At 65.1% G+C, this 17,453-nt stretch carries 18 protein-coding genes; 13 read left to right on the top strand and 5 right to left on the bottom strand.

Annotation, left to right across the window (positions count from 1 at the left end; translation table 11 throughout):
• Positions 1-4: 4 nt before the first annotated feature.
• The 13 genes from BPHYT_RS18985 (at position 5) to BPHYT_RS18925 (ending at position 13,821) form a co-directional block, all read left to right on the top strand.
• Positions 5-196, top strand: a complete 192-nt coding sequence (locus BPHYT_RS18985) for a hypothetical protein (RefSeq protein WP_012434726.1) — start codon at positions 5-7, stop codon at positions 194-196.
• Complete coding sequence (locus tag BPHYT_RS18980) at positions 193-1,149, top strand: CheR family methyltransferase (RefSeq protein ID WP_012434725.1); 957 nt, start codon at positions 193-195, stop codon at positions 1,147-1,149. Before BPHYT_RS18985 ends, BPHYT_RS18980 begins: the two co-directional genes overlap by 4 nt.
• Positions 1,146-1,961 carry a chemoreceptor glutamine deamidase CheD gene (gene cheD / locus BPHYT_RS18975; protein ID WP_012434724.1) on the top strand — a complete coding sequence of 272 codons (816 nt, stop codon included), beginning with the start codon at positions 1,146-1,148 and terminating at the stop codon, positions 1,959-1,961. Before BPHYT_RS18980 ends, cheD begins: the two co-directional genes overlap by 4 nt.
• 5 nt (positions 1,962-1,966) lie before the next feature.
• The gene (locus tag BPHYT_RS18970; protein ID WP_012434723.1) at positions 1,967-3,055 is read left to right on the top strand and encodes a protein-glutamate methylesterase/protein-glutamine glutaminase; all 1,089 of its coding nucleotides are present in this window, start codon (positions 1,967-1,969) and stop codon (positions 3,053-3,055) included.
• 86 nt (positions 3,056-3,141) lie between these two features.
• Positions 3,142-3,537, top strand: a complete 396-nt coding sequence (gene cheY, locus BPHYT_RS18965) for a chemotaxis response regulator CheY (protein WP_012434722.1) — start codon at positions 3,142-3,144, stop codon at positions 3,535-3,537.
• A 1-nt stretch (position 3,538) separates the two neighbouring features.
• Positions 3,539-4,249: a protein phosphatase CheZ gene (gene cheZ, locus BPHYT_RS18960; RefSeq protein ID WP_012434721.1), complete on the top strand. Its 711-nt coding sequence runs from the start codon at positions 3,539-3,541 to the stop codon at positions 4,247-4,249.
• Between the two features lie 288 nt (positions 4,250-4,537).
• Positions 4,538-5,083: a DUF2844 domain-containing protein gene (locus tag BPHYT_RS18955; RefSeq protein WP_012434720.1), complete on the top strand. Its 546-nt coding sequence runs from the start codon at positions 4,538-4,540 to the stop codon at positions 5,081-5,083.
• Between the two features lie 15 nt (positions 5,084-5,098).
• Positions 5,099-6,388, top strand: a complete 1,290-nt coding sequence (locus BPHYT_RS18950; RefSeq protein ID WP_012434719.1) for a DUF3443 domain-containing protein — start codon at positions 5,099-5,101, stop codon at positions 6,386-6,388.
• Between the two features lie 243 nt (positions 6,389-6,631).
• Positions 6,632-7,843, top strand: a complete 1,212-nt coding sequence (gene flhB, locus BPHYT_RS18945; RefSeq protein WP_012434718.1) for a flagellar biosynthesis protein FlhB — start codon at positions 6,632-6,634, stop codon at positions 7,841-7,843.
• Positions 7,840-9,942 carry a flagellar biosynthesis protein FlhA gene (gene flhA / locus BPHYT_RS18940; RefSeq protein WP_012434717.1) on the top strand — a complete coding sequence of 701 codons (2,103 nt, stop codon included), beginning with the start codon at positions 7,840-7,842 and terminating at the stop codon, positions 9,940-9,942. The genes flhB and flhA overlap by 4 nt, the downstream gene beginning before the upstream one ends.
• A 328-nt stretch (positions 9,943-10,270) precedes the next feature.
• Positions 10,271-12,196 carry a flagellar biosynthesis protein FlhF gene (flhF, locus tag BPHYT_RS18935; protein WP_041758636.1) on the top strand — a complete coding sequence of 642 codons (1,926 nt, stop codon included), beginning with the start codon at positions 10,271-10,273 and terminating at the stop codon, positions 12,194-12,196.
• Positions 12,189-13,058, top strand: coding sequence for a nucleotide-binding protein (locus tag BPHYT_RS18930; protein ID WP_041758634.1), 870 nt, complete (start codon positions 12,189-12,191; stop codon positions 13,056-13,058). Before flhF ends, BPHYT_RS18930 begins: the two co-directional genes overlap by 8 nt.
• A gap of 28 nt (positions 13,059-13,086) precedes the next feature.
• The gene (locus tag BPHYT_RS18925; RefSeq protein WP_012434714.1) at positions 13,087-13,821 is read left to right on the top strand and encodes an RNA polymerase sigma factor FliA; all 735 of its coding nucleotides are present in this window, start codon (positions 13,087-13,089) and stop codon (positions 13,819-13,821) included.
• Positions 13,822-13,881: 60 nt separating this feature from the next.
• Here BPHYT_RS18925 and BPHYT_RS18920 read toward each other — a convergent pair whose 3' ends face one another.
• From BPHYT_RS18920 to flgA, 5 genes are all read right to left on the bottom strand, one after another.
• Complete coding sequence (locus tag BPHYT_RS18920) at positions 13,882-14,292, bottom strand: type II toxin-antitoxin system HicB family antitoxin (protein WP_012434713.1); 411 nt, start codon at positions 14,290-14,292, stop codon at positions 13,882-13,884.
• Complete coding sequence (locus tag BPHYT_RS18915) at positions 14,289-14,471, bottom strand: type II toxin-antitoxin system HicA family toxin (RefSeq protein ID WP_012434712.1); 183 nt, start codon at positions 14,469-14,471, stop codon at positions 14,289-14,291. Before BPHYT_RS18915 ends, BPHYT_RS18920 begins: the two co-directional genes overlap by 4 nt.
• A gap of 308 nt (positions 14,472-14,779) precedes the next feature.
• Positions 14,780-15,226: a flagella synthesis protein FlgN gene (locus tag BPHYT_RS18910; protein ID WP_012434711.1), complete on the bottom strand. Its 447-nt coding sequence runs from the start codon at positions 15,224-15,226 to the stop codon at positions 14,780-14,782.
• A gap of 94 nt (positions 15,227-15,320) precedes the next feature.
• Complete coding sequence (flgM, locus tag BPHYT_RS18905; protein WP_012434710.1) at positions 15,321-15,674, bottom strand: flagellar biosynthesis anti-sigma factor FlgM; 354 nt, start codon at positions 15,672-15,674, stop codon at positions 15,321-15,323.
• Between the two features lie 201 nt (positions 15,675-15,875).
• Positions 15,876-17,390, bottom strand: a complete 1,515-nt coding sequence (gene flgA, locus BPHYT_RS18900) for a flagellar basal body P-ring formation chaperone FlgA (RefSeq protein ID WP_012434709.1) — start codon at positions 17,388-17,390, stop codon at positions 15,876-15,878.
• Positions 17,391-17,453: the final 63 nt, after the last annotated feature.

The raw sequence follows: 17,453 nt of genomic DNA, 5'->3' as shown, positions 1-17,453 counted from the left end.
AGACATGCAGTCATTCGGCATCTCGCTCCATGAGGAGCGAATCATCGAAGCACGCTTTATCGGCGTGTCGCGGGCCGACTGCATGGTGGCGGAACTCGCGGGCGGGCGCGACCCCGCGAACACAATCCCTTCTACCCGGGGCGATTTTCCGGGCGGAAAGCGGGATGGCTCGTATCGCAGGCAGGAACTCTCATGATGGCAACGCGCGCACAGCAACGTCCGGACCGGGCTGACCCGGTTAAATCCGGCGAACAGGCACGGGATTTCGAATTTACGTCGGCGGACTTCGCTCGCATTCGCGAACTGATTCACCGCAGCGCGGGCATTTCGCTGTCGGATCACAAGCGCGACATGGCGTACAGCCGTCTGGCGCGGCGTCTGCGCACCCGCGGCCTCGACACCTTCAAGCAGTATCTCGACCTGCTCGAAGCGGAAAACGATCCGGCCGAGTGGGAAGCGTTCACGAATGCGTTGACCACCAACCTGACGGCGTTCTTTCGCGAGGCGCATCATTTTCCGATCCTCGCCGATTTCGTGCCGCGCCGCGCGCAGCCGGTTTCGGTGTGGTGTTCGGCGGCGTCGACCGGTGAAGAGCCGTATTCGATTGCGATGACGCTGATCGAAGCGCTCGGCGACAGCGGCGCGCGTCAGGCCTCGGTGCTTGCCACCGATATCGATACGCAAGTGCTCGCCAAAGCCGAAGCCGGCATGTACCAGTTCGACCAGGTGAAGCATCTCTCGCCCGAGCGGCTCAAGCGCTTCTTTCTGAAGGGCACTGGCGCACACGCGGGCATGGTCAAGGTGCGTCCGGAAGTGCGCGCGCTGGTGCGCTTCGAGCAACTCAATCTCACCGACCGCGATTACCAGTTGCGTTCGCAGTTCGACGCGATCTTCTGCCGCAACGTGATGATCTATTTCGACAAGCCGACGCAAGCGCAAGTGCTCTCACGCTTCGAGCCGCTGATGAAGTCGGGCGGCCTGCTGTTCGCCGGCCACTCGGAAAACTTCACATACGTCACGCAGGCATTCAAGCTGCGCGGCCAGACCGTCTACGAACTGACGCGTGACGCGACCGGCGCGCGCACGCCGACGGCGACCCGCGGCCCGGCAACGGCATCGCATCACACGGCGAGCGGGGTGACGGTATGAGCAGCGCCTTGCCAATTGCCACCAATCTGTACTTCGACAACCACTTCCAACGCCCCGGCGTGAAGCTGTTGCCGAACGAGTTCTACACCACGCACGAAGACATGGTGCTGGTTACCGTGCTCGGTTCCTGCGTCGCGGCCTGCATCCAGGATCGCACGGCGGGCATCGGCGGCATGAATCACTTCATGTTGCCCGACGACGGCGCGGACGTCGCGCAGGCCGCATCGGATTCGATGCGCTACGGCGCCTACGCAATGGAAGTGCTGATCAACGAACTGATCAAGGCCGGCGGCCGGCGCGAGCGTTTCGAAGCCAAGGTTTTCGGCGGCGGCGCGGTGCTCGCCGGCATGACGACGATGAACATAGGCGACCGCAATTCGGAGTTCGTGCGCCGCTATCTGGCGGTGGAGAAAATCCGCATCGTCGCCGAAGACTTGCAGGGCTCGCATCCGCGCAAGGTGGCGTTCATGCCGCGCACGGGCCAGGTGATGGTGAAGAAGTTGCGCCTGCAGCAGGAAGCGGGCGTGGCCGAGCGCGAACAGGCGCTGATGCGGCAAAGCGCCGAAGCGCGTGCCGAGCGGCTCGCCGCGGCGCGCAAGCGGGTGGAACTGTTCTCGACGCCGGCCGCGCCGAGAGCCAAGGTCGAACTGTTTTCGAGTTCCGCAGGCGCTCGTCCGAAGGTCGAGCTGTTCGGCTCGCCGGCGGGAACAGCGGCGGGCAGTGCGGGCGCAGGCGCAGCAAAGCCACGCATCGAACTGTTCGGAACGCGCCCGATCAATTCAAACAACGCCAGAACCACAGAGGAGGCGTGAGCGCTGTGCAAAAGATCAAAGTACTGTGCGTCGACGATTCGGCGCTGATCCGCAGCCTGATGACGGAAATCATCAACGGCCAGCCGGACATGACGGTGGTGGCGACCGCACCCGACCCGCTGGTCGCGCGCGATCTCATCAAACAGCACAATCCGGACGTGTTGACGCTCGACGTCGAAATGCCGCGCATGGATGGTCTCGATTTCCTTGAGAAGCTGATGCGCCTGCGGCCGATGCCGGTCGTGATGGTGTCGTCGCTGACCGAGCGCGGCAATGAAATCACGCTGCGCGCGCTCGAACTCGGCGCGGTCGATTTCGTCACCAAGCCGAAGGTCGGCATTCGCGACGGCATGCTCGATTACTCGGAAAAGCTCGCCGACAAGATTCGCGCCGCCGCGCGCGCACGTGTGCGCCAGGCCGCGCCGGCGCAGCACGCGGCTGCCCATGCGACGCAGGCGCCGGTCGGCGCGGCTCCGCTCTTCAACAATCCGCTGCTCAGTACCGAGAAGCTGATCATCGTCGGCGCGTCGACGGGCGGCACGGAAGCGATCCGCGAAGTGCTGGTGCCGCTGCCGCCGGATGCGCCCGCAGTGCTGATCGCGCAGCATATGCCGCCGGGCTTCACAAAATCTTTTGCGCAACGCCTCAATGGTTTGTGCCGGATTACCGTTAAAGAGGCAGAGCACGGCGAACGCGTGCTGCCGGGACATGCTTACATTGCGCCCGGCCACGCTCATCTGTTGCTTGCCCGCAGTGGTGCGAACTATATTGCTCACCTGTCGGACGAGCCGCCGGTGAACCGGCATCGTCCGTCGGTGGACGTGCTGTTCCGTTCGGCCGCGCAGCATGCGGGCAAGAACGCGGTCGGCGTGATTCTGACCGGGATGGGGCGCGACGGCGCAGCCGGACTGCTGGACATGAAAAAGGCAGGGGCGTACACCCTTGCGCAGGACGAAGCGAGCTGTATCGTGTTCGGCATGCCGCGTGAAGCGATTGCGCTTGGCGCGGCGGACGAGATCGCGGCGTTGCCGGAAATGAGCCGACGTGTGATGGCGCGTCTCTCGGCAATGGGCGACCGCGTTCAGCGGGTATGATGCGGGCCGGTAGGATTTGAGGCGCTGGATTGAGGCGCGAGTTGAGCGGTCAGGCGCCGCACCATGGATCAAGCAAAGGGAATGAAATGGATAAGGGAATGAAGATTCTGGTTGTTGACGACTTTCCGACGATGCGCCGGATCGTTCGCAACCTCCTCAAGGAACTCGGCTATTCGAACGTCGACGAGGCGGAAGACGGCGCGGCCGGCCTCGCGCGTCTGCGTGGCGGTACGTACGAGTTCGTGATTTCCGACTGGAACATGCCGAACCTCGACGGTCTGGCCATGCTCAAGGAGATCCGCGCCGACGCCAATCTCACGCACCTGCCGGTGCTGATGGTGACGGCCGAATCGAAGAAGGAAAACATCATCGCGGCGGCGCAGGCCGGCGCGAGCGGTTATGTCGTCAAGCCGTTCACGGCCGCGACGCTCGACGAGAAGCTCAACAAGATTCTCGAGAAGATGGCCAAAGCCGGGAGCTGATGTGAATCTGCCGACCAACGCGCAAGGAGCCGACGCGGCCAACGAGAGCGGCGACTTCGCGTCCGACCGCATCCTCGCCCGCATTGGACAACTGACGCGCACGCTGCGCGACTCGATGCGCGAGCTCGGGCTCGACAAACATGTCGAGCGTGCGGCCGAAGCCGTGCCCGATGCCCGCGACCGCCTGAAGTACATCGCGGATATGACGGAGCAGGCCGCCGAACGCGTCCTGTCCGCTATCGACATCGCCAAGCCGATCCAGGAGCAGCTGCAGAAAGACGCGGGCGAACTCGACGCGCGTTGGGAGCAGTGGTACGCGGCGCCGATCGAACGCGAGGAAGTGCGCGCGTTGATGAACGACACGCGGACCTTCCTGCGCGGCGTGCCCGACGCGACCAGCGCGACCAACTCGCAGCTCATGGAGATCATGCTGGCGCAGGACTTCCAGGATCTGACCGGCCAGGTCATCAAGAAGATCACGGATGTCGTGTATCTGATCGAGCAGCAGTTGCTTGGCGTGCTGGTCGAGAACATCGCGCTCGAACGGCGCGAGCAGTTCGCGGCGAACGCGGCGGCGCTGGCGGCCGAAGTCTCTCCGACCGGCAGCCCCGAACATCTGCTGAACGGTCCGCAAATCAATCCGGAGGGCAAAACGGACGTGGTGCAGGACCAGTCGCAAGTCGACGATCTGCTCGCCAGCCTCGGCTTCTGACCTGCCGGCGCGACGCCGCGTCGCGCCCCACCCACCACGGGCGCCGGGCCGCAGCATGACACATAGCAAGCCACGCGCCCGCGTGTGCTTGCTGTCTGCCGACACAAACCACAGGCATACTACGAACTCAAGCAGCGGCACGGCGCTCCGGTGAAGACACGCGCCGGACGGTGGCACGATGGGGACAAACCCTCCGCAGTGCGACCGCAGCGGTGCCGTATGATCTGCATACATGCAGCCGGTTTGCACCGCGTGCGAACCGAGCGGCAGCTCGGGAGGAGCCTTGTCATGTGGAGTCGTGTTCGCCGCGCCGGGATCGTTACGGCGCTTGCTTTGCCCTGTTCGCTCATCGCCGTGCAGTCCGCTCATGCGGGACTGGGCGGCGCCCCCATGACACCGCCTACGGGCGCGTTGGTCTCGTCACGTATCGTTCAGCCCGGCAGCAGCGCCGTCAACGCGGCGCAGAGCGTGATGCGCTCCGCATCCAACGCTGGGTCTTCCGCCACCGCTTCCACGTCTTACACCGTGCGTGAGACGGCGCTCGGCAACGGCACCGTGGTCCGCGAATATCTCGCCTCGGACGGCTCCGTGTTCGGCATTGCCTGGCGCGGCCCGCAAATGCCGGATCTGAACGATCTGCTCGGCAGCTATTTCCCGCAGTACGTGGCCGGCGTGAAGGCCGTGCGCGCGGCGCGCGGCGGCAGCCGCGGCCCGGTCGCGGTCGACCAGAGCGGCCTCGTGGTGCGCTCCGGCGGCCACATGGGCTCGTTCAATGGCCAGGCGTGGTTGCCTCCGGCGCTGCCCGCCGGCGTCAGCGGTTCGGACATCCAGTAATAGCGAGGACGAGACATGCGAACCAAGCATATTGCTGTGAAGCTCAAGGGCTGGATACAGGCCGTCGTGGCCGTGGCGTTGGTGTCCGCGCTCGCCGCGTGCGGCGGCGGTGGCGGCTCCAACAACGATTCGTCGACCACGCTGAACGGCGGCTCGCTGCCGGCCAGTCCGACCCAGCAGCCGATCGCCGCGACCGCGGCGAATACCGTGCCCATCACCGTCGGCCGGGGCGTGAACGGCGTGATCAACATCCCGGCGGTCAGCGTGAAAATATGCGCGCCCGGTTCGACTACGAATTGTCAGACTATTGACAATATCCAGGTCGATACCGGTTCGTACGGGCTGCGCGTGGTCAGTTCGGTCGTGAACCCCTCGCTGCTCAGTGCGTTGCAGCCCATCACCATCGGCGGCGCGCAGCTCGCCGAGTGCGCGACCTTCGCGGACGGCTTCACGTGGGGCACGGTGCGCACCGCCACCATCGCGATCGGTGGCGAGACGACCACGGCGGCGATTCCGATGCAGATTATCGGCGACAAGGATTCGAGCACGGTGCCCACGCGCGGCTGCGGCAGCGGTTCGGCCGAAAACAAGGTCGACGATCTCGGCGCCAACGGCATTCTCGGCATTGGCACGGCGCCCACCGATTGCGGCACGACCTGCTCGGACCCGGCGCAGGCGGCCAACTTCAGCAATTACTTCGCCTGTCCGGGCGGCGTGTCGTGCGCCCGCACGCCGGTGCCGATCGCGCAGCAGGTCGCCAATCCGGTCCCGTATTTCCCGGTCGACAACAACGGCGTGATCGTGCAAATGCCGCCGGTGTCGAATACCGGCGCGCCATCGGCCACCGGCACGTTGGTGTTCGGCGTCGGCACGCAGGCGAACAATGCGCTTACCGGGGTCCAGCTTTTTACCACCGACGCCTTCGGTGACATGGACAACAGCGTGTTCAACGGCACGAAGGTGCAGGCCTTCCTCGACTCGGGCTCGAACGCCTACTTCTTCGGCGATAGCTCGCTCGCGCAGTGCGGCAGCAACTTTGCGGGCTTTTACTGCCCGTCGTCGGCGCAAACACGGACGCTGACGCTGGTCGGACTGAACAATACGCAGTCGAACGCCAGCATCGGCATCCTGAGTGCGGCGACGCTGTTCAGCAACGGCAGCAACTACGCGTTCAATGACCTCGCAGGGCAGATCGGCGGCAACAGCAGCTTCGATCTCGGGTTGCCGTTCTTCTACGGCCGCCATGTGTATTACGGCATCGATCAGACAGCGAATGGCGGTCAAACGCCTTTCGTGGCGTTTTGATTGACGCGTCGTACTGAAGCCTGAGACCGGGCCGGCGCTCGCGCGAGACCGCGCGCGTGTCCGGTCCGGCCGCGCGCGGCCGCATCGCGTCAGCAAGGCCGACCGGCTGGCGTTCCGGCCGTCTCCATCCCTCGAAATACCCCCCTTTCTCCGCGCTTATCCGCCGATCGGTGCTTGCGTCGAGCGGGAATAATCGCTCTCACTGGAAAGAGGCGCCGTGCCTCAGCCGACTGGAGAGCTTTTGTGGCAGAGGATAGCGACCTCGAAAAAACCGAATCAGCCACTCCCCGGCGCCTGCAGAAGGCGCGCGAGGAAGGGCAGATCGTGCGTTCGCGGGAGCTGTCCACGTTTGCCCTGCTGGCGGCGGGGTTCTTCGGCGTATGGGGAATGTCCGGCAGCATCGGCGAACATTTGCAGGGCATGCTGCGCGCGGCCTTTTCGTTCGATCACGCCGGCGCGTTCGAAACGCGCCGCATGATGATCGGTGCGGGCGTGGCAAGCCGCGAAGGGCTGTACGCGCTGCTGCCAATTCTCGCTTTCACCGGCGTCGCCGCCTTGTTCGCACCGATGGCGCTGGGTGGCTGGCAACTGTCGGCGAAAGGCCTCGAGCCGAAATTCGACCGCCTCAATCCGATTGCCGGCCTCGGCAAGATGTTCTCGATCAACGGTCCGATCCAGCTCGGCATGTCGCTCGCGAAGACGCTGGTGGTCGGCGTGATCGGCGGCACGGCGATCTGGAATCGCCGTGAAGAGATTCTCGCGCTGGCGATGCAGCCGCTGCATCTCGCGCTCGCCAACACCGTGCATCTGATCGCCGTGTGCTGCGGCATGACGGTGGCGGGCATGTTCGTCGTCGCCGCGATGGATGTGCCGTATCAACTGTGGCAATTCCACAAAAAGCTGCGCATGACGAAGGAAGAAGTGAAGCGCGAACATCGCGAAAGCGAAGGCGATCCGCACGTCAAAGGGCGGATTCGCCAGCAGCAGCGCGCGATTGCCCGCCGCCGCATGATGACCAACGTGCCGAAGGCCGACGTGGTGGTGACCAACCCGACGCACTTCGCCGTGGCGCTGCAATACACCGACGGCGAGATGCGCGCGCCGAAGGTGGTCGCCAAGGGCGTGAATCTCGTGGCGGCGCGGATTCGCGAAATCGCCGCCGAAAACAACGTGCCGTTGCTGGAAGCGCCGCCGCTCGCGCGGGCGCTGTATCACAACGTCGAACTCAACCGCGAGATTCCGGGCCCGCTGTACGGCGCGGTCGCCGAAGTGCTCGCGTGGGTCTATCAGCTGCGGCGCTTCAAGACCGAAGGCGGCGACGTGCCGCTCGCACCGACCGAACTCGACGTGCCCGCGGAACTCGACAAGGGCGGCGTATCGGACGACGAAGCCGAGCAGGAAGCCGCCGAGACCCTCAACGCTACTAACGACGACCCTTCAGGAGCCTCCGCATGAACGCTCGCGCCGGTTTCCTCGCCCGACGGCCGGATGCCTTGAGCAGCACCAATTTGCGCGCCCTCGCCGGGCCGGTGCTGATCTGCATGATCCTCGGCATGATGATTTTGCCGTTGCCGCCGTTCCTGCTGGATCTGCTGTTCACCTTCAACATCGCGCTTTCGGTGATGGTGCTGCTCGTCAGCATGTACACGATGAAGCCGCTCGATTTCGCCGCATTCCCGAGCGTGCTGCTGTTCTCGACCTTGCTGCGCCTCTCGCTGAACGTGGCGTCCACCCGGGTCGTGCTGCTCGAAGGCCATACCGGTCCCGATGCGGCCGGCCAGGTGATCGAGTCGTTCGGCCACTTTCTCGTGGGCGGCAACTTCGCGGTCGGTATCGTCGTCTTTATCATTTTGATGGTGATCAACTTCATGGTGATCACCAAGGGCGCGGGGCGGATCGCGGAAGTGTCCGCGCGCTTCACGCTCGACGCGATGCCTGGCAAGCAGATGGCGATCGACGCCGACCTGAACGCCGGCCTCATCAACGAAGAACAGGCCAGGAAGCGCCGCGCCGAAGTCTCGCAGGAAGCCGAGTTCTACGGCTCGATGGACGGCGCGAGCAAGTTCGTGCGCGGCGATGCGATCGCCGGTTTGCTGATCATGGTGATCAACATCATTGGCGGACTGATCGTCGGTATCGTGCAGCACGACATGAGCTTCGCGGCGGCGGGCAAGAACTACACGCTGCTCACCATCGGTGACGGTCTCGTCGCGCAGATTCCGTCGCTGGTGATTTCGACGGCGGCCGGCGTGATCGTCTCGCGTGTGGCGACCAACGAAGACATCGGCACCCAGCTCACGGGACAGCTCTTCACTAATCCGCGCGTGCTGATGATCACCGGCTGCATTCTCGTGCTGATGGGCCTGATTCCGGGCATGCCGCACTTCGCGTTTCTGATTCTCGGCGGCGGCCTGATCCAGCTCGGCCGCACGATGAAAAAACGCGCCGAGGAGCGCAAGAACACCACGGCGCTCGTCGATGTCGCGCCGGCCGCAATGGCGCCGGTCGAAAACACCGAAGCGAGCTGGGACGACGTGACGATGATCGACACGCTCGGCCTCGAAGTCGGCTACCGGCTGATTCCGCTCGTCGACAAGAACTCGGACGGCGAACTGCTCAAGCGGATCAAGAGCATCCGCAAGAAGTTCGCGCAGGAAATCGGCTTTTTGCCGCCGGTCATTCATATTCGCGACAACCTGGAATTGCGGCCGAATGGCTACCGCATCGCGCTCAAGGGTGTCGAAGTGGGCGTCGGCGAAGCGTATCCGGGCCAATGGCTCGCGATCAATCCCGGCCAGGTGTCCGCCGCGCTGCCGGGCACGCCGACGCAAGATCCCGCCTTCGGTTTGCCGGCTATCTGGATTGATACGAACCTGCGCGAACAGGCGCAGGTGTATGGCTACACGGTGGTCGATTCGAGCACGGTGGTGGCGACGCACCTGAATCATCTGGTGGTCACGCACGCGTCGGAACTGCTCGGCCGCCGGGAAGTACAGGCGCTGCTCGAGCGCATGCAGAAGGACACGCCGTCGCTGGTCGACGATCTGGTGCCGAAGTCGCTGCCGCTCACCACGTTGCAAAAGGTGCTGCAAAATCTGCTGGAAGAAGGCGTGCCGATCCGCGACATGCGCACGATCCTCGAAGCGCTCTCCGAACACACGCCCAAGATCACCGACGCCCACGATCTCACTGCCGCCGTACGCCTCGCGCTGGGTCGCGCGATCACGCAACAGTGGTTCCCGGGCGCCGGCGATATGCAGGTAATGGGCCTCGATTCGAATCTCGAGCGTGTGCTCTCGCAGGCGCTCTCGACCGGCTCCAATCCGGGTCTCGAGCCGGGACTTGCGCATACGCTGCTGAACGAAACGCAGAAGGCGATGACGCGTCAGCAGAACCTTGGGCTCGCGCCCGTGCTGCTCGTGCAGCATGCATTGCGGCCGATGCTCGCGCGCTTCCTGCGCCGCAGCCTGCCGCAGCTGAAAGTGCTGTCGTATGCGGAGGTGCCCGACACGCGCAATATCAAGGTGGTGAATCTGATCGGCGCGCACGGTTAACGCGGATCGCTCACCGAGGCCATTTTGTGGCCGATGTCTTTTGCCGGCGCTCATCGAGCGCCGGTTTTTATTCCGGCGCCTGGTTTTGCATGCCGCAAGCAGGCGACGACGTACACGCCGCGTCCGCGAAAGCGCCGTCCGACGCCGCCGCCAGGCGCGTTTCAAACCGGCGTGCGTGTGAATCGACGCACGTTTCCATCGTCCGAATTGCCCGCGTTTAACGGTCTTTATCCATCGATCGTGCCTCGACGGGTTTCGCAATAATGGTCTCAATGGGAAGCGGTATGTTGCCGGTCCGTTAGTCCGTTTACCTCATCGGGGGTCCAGCTTGAACATTCGTAAATTTGTCGGTGCTACCAGTCGTGATGCGCTGCGTCTCGTGCGCGAAGCGTTGGGCGCGGACGCCGTCGTGCTGTCCAATCGCACGATGGACGACGGCAGCGTCGAGATCGTCGCACTGGCCGACAGCGACCTGGTTGCCCTCTCGCCGAAAGTCCCGCGCGCAGGGGCTGCTGCACAGCAGGTTGGATCGATGAATGCGATGGCTGGACGCCCCGCGCTGGCCGCCCCGCGCGCCATGCCGGCGGCAGCGCCGATGCAGGCGAATCCGTACGCGAGCGGCATGCCCGATGTGTTCTCGTCGGTGTTCGGCGCAAGCCCGGAAGCCGGTGCGGAGCATCTGGGCAACGGCGCTTCCTACTCTGACCACACGGACGACGACGCGAGCGACGCATTGGCCGCCGCCCTGAAGCCGGCCGCGAACGCACCCAAGGCGATGCCGGCCGCGCCGCTCAACGCAGCCGCCGCAGTGCCGTCGAAACCGGTCAACCCCGAGCAACCGAGTGCGCGCGCCGCGGCCTCGCGCCTCACCGAAGACATCCGCGCCGATCTGCTCAAAGCGGCCGGCGTGCCGGCTGCGCCCGCCGCGCCGGGCGCCGACGCGCAAACGCCGCGCACGATGGCCGAATCGAATCCCTGGCTGATCGACCACGCGCGCCGCATCGCCGCCGAACAGCAGCAGGAGGGCGCATATAGCGCGCGTCCCGCCGCGATGACGCCGGCCGCCGCGATGGCCAAGGGCCTTGGCGCCGCCGTCGAGCCGGGCAAGCCCGCCGCGCCGCAAGCCGTCGACACGCCCGACTGGGCGCGCGAAGGCGCGCAAGCCGCCGCGCGCCGCGCCGCGCAGAAAAACGCACCGGCTCCGTCCTCGACCGACGACACTCGCACGCCTGCTTCGGTCGCCGAAGCGATCAAGGCGCGCATGGAGCAAGTGGTCAACGACACCGTGATGAGCGAGCTGTCGTCGATGCGCGGCATGATGGAAGAACACTTCGCCGGCCTGCTGTGGGGCGAGCGCCAGCGCCGCAACCCGGTGCGCGCCTCGCTCACCAAGCATCTGTTCGCGGCCGGCTTCTCCGCGCAGCTCGTGCAGATGATGGTCGACAACCTGCCGGACGACATCGAGAGCATGGACGGCGGCATGGACTGGGTCCGCTCGGTGCTCGATTCGAACCTGCCGGTGATGGAAGACGAAGACGCGCTGATGGAGCGCGGCGGCGTGTTCGCGCTGATGGGCCCGACCGGCGTCGGCAAGACCACGACCACCGCCAAGCTCGCCGCGCGCTGCGTGATGCGCTTCGGCGCCAGCAAGGTTGCCTTGCTCACCACCGACAGCTACCGGATCGGCGGCCACGAACAATTGCGCATCTTCGGCAAGATTCTAGGCGTGTCGGTGCATGCGGTGAAAGACGGCGCCGACCTGCAACTCGCGCTCTCCGAGCTGCGCAACAAGCACATCGTGCTGATCGACACGATCGGCATGAGCCAGCGCGACCGCCTCGTCTCCGACCAGATCGCCATGCTGTGCCACGCCGGTCAGCCGGTGCAGCGCCTGTTGCTGCTCAACGCGACCAGCCATGGCGACACGCTCAACGAAGTCGTGCAGGCCTATCAGCGCGCGCCGGATCAACAGCCGCTCGCCGGCTGCATTCTGACCAAGCTCGACGAAGCCACCAATCTGGGCGGCGTGCTCGATACGGTGATCCGCTACAAGCTGCCGGTGCACTACGTGTCGACCGGTCAGAAGGTGCCGGAAAACCTGTACGTCGCAACGAAGAAATTCCTGATCAAGAGCACCTTCTGCATACCGCGCGATAACTCGCCATTCGTGCCGCACGACGACGACATTCCGGCGTTGCTGTCCGCATTGTCCGCACGTTCCACGGCCGAATTGCACGAGGTCCGCTTTGGATAAGCTCATCTCCGATCAGGCAGAAGGACTGCGGCGGATGCTGGCTCGCAGCGGCTCGCGTGTGATCGCGGTGACGAGCGGCTCGGCCGGCGTCGGCTCGACCACGACGGTGGTGAACCTCGCCGCCGCGCTGGCGCAGCAGGGCAAGGACGTACTGGTGATCGACGAATGCCTCGGCGAGAAGTCGGTGAGCGCGATGCTTGGCGGCGTGCGCGGCGCGGGCAATTTCGCCGCCGTGATGCGCGGCGAGATGACGCTCGACGATGCCGCCGCAAGGCACTCGCTTGGCTTCTCGGTGCTGGCCGCCTCACGTCCGAACCGGGAAGGCCATACGGCCGCGGAGTTCGGCGTGGTGTTGCGCGGTTCCGCCGACGTCGTGCTGATCGACGCGGAACTCGATGCGCAAGGTCATCTCTCGGCGCTCGCCCGGCAGGCGCACGACGTGATGATCGTCACGCGCATGGCCGCGCACGCGATCACCGACGCCTACGCATGCATGAAGCGCCTGCACTACGCGCACGCCATCGCGCAGTTCCCCGTGCTGGTGAACCATGTGCAGAGCGTGAACGACGCGCATACCGCCTTTGCAAACCTGGCCGGCGTGGCCGGGCGCTACCTGACGGTGGCGCTGGAAGACGCCGGTTGTATTGCCGCCGATGCGCGGATGGCGCGAGCCCTGGAGTTGTCGCGTTGTGTCGTCGATGCGTTTCCGTCGACACCGGCTGCGCGCGACTTCCGGCACCTCGCCGCCGAGTTGCAGTACTGGCCGATGCGGCCAGCGATGTCGTCGCAAACGCCATGGTTGGCGCCTGCGACAGTTACAGCGGCGCAACACGCCGACCAACCGTCTGCGCAGCACGCCTGAGTGGCGGCACAAGGACAAGGGGAGCACGATGTATAACGCTCAGGGAAAGATTTCCCAAGCCGAAGTTCTGACGAAGTACGCACCGCTGGTGCGTCGTCTCGGCTTGCAGCTCGTCGCCAAGATGCCGGCGAGCGTCGATCTCGACGATCTGATCCAGGCCGGCATGATCGGACTGCTGGACGCGGCAGGCCGCTACAAGGAAGACCAGGGCGCGCAGTTCGAGACTTACGCGAGCCAGCGGATTCGCGGCGCGATGCTCGACGAGTTGCGCAGCAACGACTGGTTGCCGCGCAGCTTGCGGCGCACCTCGCGAGAAGTGGAAACGGCGGTGCACAAGGTGGAGCAGAATCTGGGCCGCTCGGCGAGCGAAACGGAGATTGCCGAGCATCTGCAAATGCCGCTCGACGAGTATCAGTCGATGCTGCAGGATCTGCACGGCAGCCAGCTGATCTATTACGAAGACTTCGACCGTTCGGCGGACGACGAGCCGTTCCTCGACCGCTACTGCGTCGATCACTCGGACCCGCTGTCGGCGCTGCTCGACGACAGCTTGCGCTCGGCGCTGGTGGAGGCGATCGACCGCCTGCCGGACCGCGAGAAGCTGCTGATGTCGCTGTACTACGAACGCGGCATGAACCTGCGCGAAATCGGCGCGGTGATGGAAGTCAGCGAATCGCGAGTCTGCCAGTTGCACAGCCAGGCCGTGGCCCGTTTGCGTACGCGCTTGCGTGAGATGGCCTGGGCGAACGCCGAGGCGACCTGAAGTTCGATTATTCGATGGCGTGAAGGAGCGGTGAGCGGCATGTCGCGTAACCGCTTTTTCTCATGCCTCGGCCATTTCATGTTCCGCGGCCAGCGCCAGAAAGGCCGAGCGCGACATGCCGCGCGCCTGGGCATAAGCGTCGATCTCCTGGACCAGCGCTTCGGGCAGCGAGATATTGATACGTACCGCCTTCTTCAAGGCGGGAATATTCCGGGTGGCGACAAGCCCCCACGTGAAATCCGCATAGTCGGGATTGCGCCGGTGCTCTTGCAGCGTACGCCGCGCGGGAATCGGCAAGCCCTCGTCGAGCAGGACGTCAAGGTGGGCCTCGATAGCCTCCTTGGCATTCGCGTAGGCTTCTTCCAGCGTATCGCCCGCCGCATAACAGCCCGGAATGTCCGGCACGATGACGCCGAACGCGTGATCCGCGCTCCCCGGCTCGATCGCGATAGGGAAAGTCAGGTTCTTCATTTCAGGCCCGCCTGTTTCAGGATGCTGTTCAATGTGCCGGGCGGAAGATCTTTCTTCGGATGCGGGATGGTCACGAGACCGGTTCTTTCCGCGTGACGAAAATGATGGTGGCTGCCCGTTATGCGGACCACCTGCCAACCCGCCGTTTGAATGAGTTTCACGACCTCGGCACTTTTCATACTGCACTCCTCGAATCATACACACCATTACACAACCTCGCTAGTGGTTAGCACTCCGTCGATGCACGTCCGATAGCCTGGAAAGAGCCTGGGACGGCGAAGCAACTTAGTAAGGGGGGAAGCCGTGATTTCAACGCGGCGGGCGATTTCGCGCCACCTGGCCGGATGGCTAACGTGTGCGGAAAGGCGCGGCGCGCCCGAAGCGGGGCGCCTGAAAAGCAAAAGGGCTCGTCAAAAGACGAGCCCTTTTCAATCCATCTGTTTCAGTCCTGCCCACGTGTCAGGCCATGCGGGTCCAGCGACAATCTTTACACGGCGGGACGCGCGGGAATCCGGCCATCCGGGCCATAGAAGCCGACCTTCTGGGGCGCGGCCACCTGCAGCGCCGTGAGCGCCCGCTGGTTGTAGTCCATGCGCACGCGGATCAGTTCACCGTTGCTGGTATTGCAGCGCCGCGCGCGTTCGGCGGCTTTTTGCAGCAGCGACCACTGCTCGGCGACACGCGCGTCGGTGCTGGCCGCGAGCTCCATGCCGGCCCAGCCGGCGGGAAAGCCCAACTCGGCGAGCAGCCCGTCGCGGGTGGCTTCGAGTTTGGCCAGCGCGCCGATCAGTTCGGTTTTCTTCTCGACGATCGGCGGCAGCAATTCCAGCGGCGACAAGGCAGTCAGCGCCTTGGTCTCGAGCGTGAGAATCGAGGCAAATGCCTCGACGGCCGAATATTCTTCGATGAGGGTGGCAAGCAGGGCGTCTTTCATCTCAACAACTCGCTGAACACGACGGCTCGCGCTTGATCCGCGAGCCGGGTTTGTCGAACGCCGCCCGGCACTTCACCGTACTTCGATGCGTCGATCAGTTGCCGGTCGACGAGGTTTTGCTTTGCAACAGTTCGCGTGCGGTGTTCAGCACGCCGTCGGCGATCTTGCCGGAATCGATCTTCAGCGAGCCGTCCTTGATGGCTTGCTTGATCGACTCGACGTGCGCCGTATCGATGTCGGCCGAGCCGGACGCCGCGAGGCTGCGCAGATGTTGCGACAGACCCGACAGGCTGACGCTGGCGCCGCCCGAACCGCTGGTGGTGGTCTGCGAGGCCGTGCCCGCATTCTGCGCGTTGCCGTTCGCGGTCGTCGCGTCGCTTTGTTGCGAACGGGACAGGGCGTCTTTCAACGTCGGCAGATTCGAATTGGTTGTGGAATCGACTTTCACGATTGGCTTCCTGAACGATTTGATCCTTATAACGGCTACCGCTGATCAAAACTTTAGCGCAATCGATCAAGGCGTTACCTTTCCTTACATCTCCTTCCGGGGCCTTGGCTGGCCTGCTTCTGGTGCTGCCTGGCGCGCCGCTCGTGCCCGCCGGAACAGGCGTGGCACGGGAAACCATCGTGGCGTGCGCGCCGTAGCGGGTCACAGCTGAATCTCCACGGTCGAGCCGTCTTTCACGATGCCGGAAATGATCTGGCCGTTGGCCGTTTTGACCCGCACCTGCTGGCCCGGCGACGCATTGTTCATCGCGCTGCCTTCCGCCGAAATCGCGAAGCCCTCGCCGGCTGCCACGACCCGCACCGTTTGCCCGATCGATACCGCCGACGCGCTTTTCAGCATGTCGCGGCGCAGCGGCATGCCGCCGGCAACTCGCGTGAGCGTGACCGAGCCGACCGCCTGCGACGGGTCCGTGACGATCGCCTGCGGCAAGCCGGTCAGATCGCCGTCACGCGCGACGAGGTCGGCGGCGGTGAGCACTTCGCCGGGCGCCATGGCACGGGCGGCCAGATAGTAGGTGGCGTGCAGCGAGATGCGCGCCTGCAGATAAATGGTCCAGGGACGCTCGCCCGCACAGCGCACGCCGACGGTCATGCGGCCCCACAGGCGCGCGCCGCTCGGCATGAACGGTTCTAGCATCGTGCAGTCTGCGAGACCGCGCGGAAACGCCGGCGCCACGGTGATGTCGACCTTGCCGGGCAAGCCGGCGGACTGCTGCTGCAGGAATGCGAGCGCGGCGCTGCGGATCGCCTCCGGATCCTGCTGGCCGGACAGCGGCGCGGCCGGCGCGAGCGTCGCGGGACGCAGATTCTGTTGCGCGACGGCCGGTGCGACTTGCCGCACGGCCGGCCTGCGGCCGATAGTGGCCGGCGCGGGCGTAGCCGTCGCAACCGGCGCGACAGCGGCGCGGGTCAACACCGCCTTGCCGTTCGCACCCAACTGCGGCGGCTCGCCGCGCGAAGCCAAACTGTCGAAGCCCGCTGCCGTGGATGCCCCTGCGGCTGCGTTGAGCGGCGCATTGGCGGCCACCGGCTGAACGCCTGCGGCTTGCCGTGCGCCATTGGCCTGCGGCGCGGGCGTCACCACGACCGGAACCACCTGGCGTGAACCCGGCACGACATTGACCCGTGCGACGCCGTCCATGGCGTTCGCATTGGCGCTGCCCGGCGCGGGAATCGTGACGACGCCGTTGGCGTCGGGCCTGAAGTTGGTGCGGATCATTTGCGGCGCGGCCGGCGGTTCGCCCGCGCCCGGAATGACGATCGAGCCGCTTGCATTGGCGGCGCGCGTGAATGAATCGGCGTCGCGAGCCGTGGAATTCGGCGTCAGCGACTGCGCGGTGGCCGCGGCCAACGTAGCGGCAGAACCGGCGCGCTTGGCCGGCGCGGTTTGCATATGCTCGGCCAGATCGGCGAGGGCGGCCGGATTCTTTTCTCCCGGTCCCGGAATCACGATCGGGCCGCCGGCTTCCTGGGCCCGCGTGGTGGCTGGCAGCAACACGATGCCGCCGGCAACCCACACCGCCAGATTCACGACGAGGCGCGTCAGCAGACGCGAGGCCGTGCGCGCCGCACGCCGCGCGACGCCGGCGCCCGTACCCACGCGATGCGCCGCCGCGCAATTCGCGCGGTGCGTCGGATCGAAGGCGGGCTGGTCCATCGTGTTTCTCCATCGAATGCATCGGTACGCCTTGCATTCTAGTGAGCGCCCCCTTTGCGCAAA

Origin of the sequence: Paraburkholderia phytofirmans PsJN, from assembly GCF_000020125.1 — a bacterium.
GTDB lineage: Bacteria > Pseudomonadota > Gammaproteobacteria > Burkholderiales > Burkholderiaceae > Paraburkholderia > Paraburkholderia phytofirmans.
The sequence above is the reverse complement of the archived record's forward strand: the minus strand, read 5'-3'. Positions and strand labels throughout refer to the sequence as shown.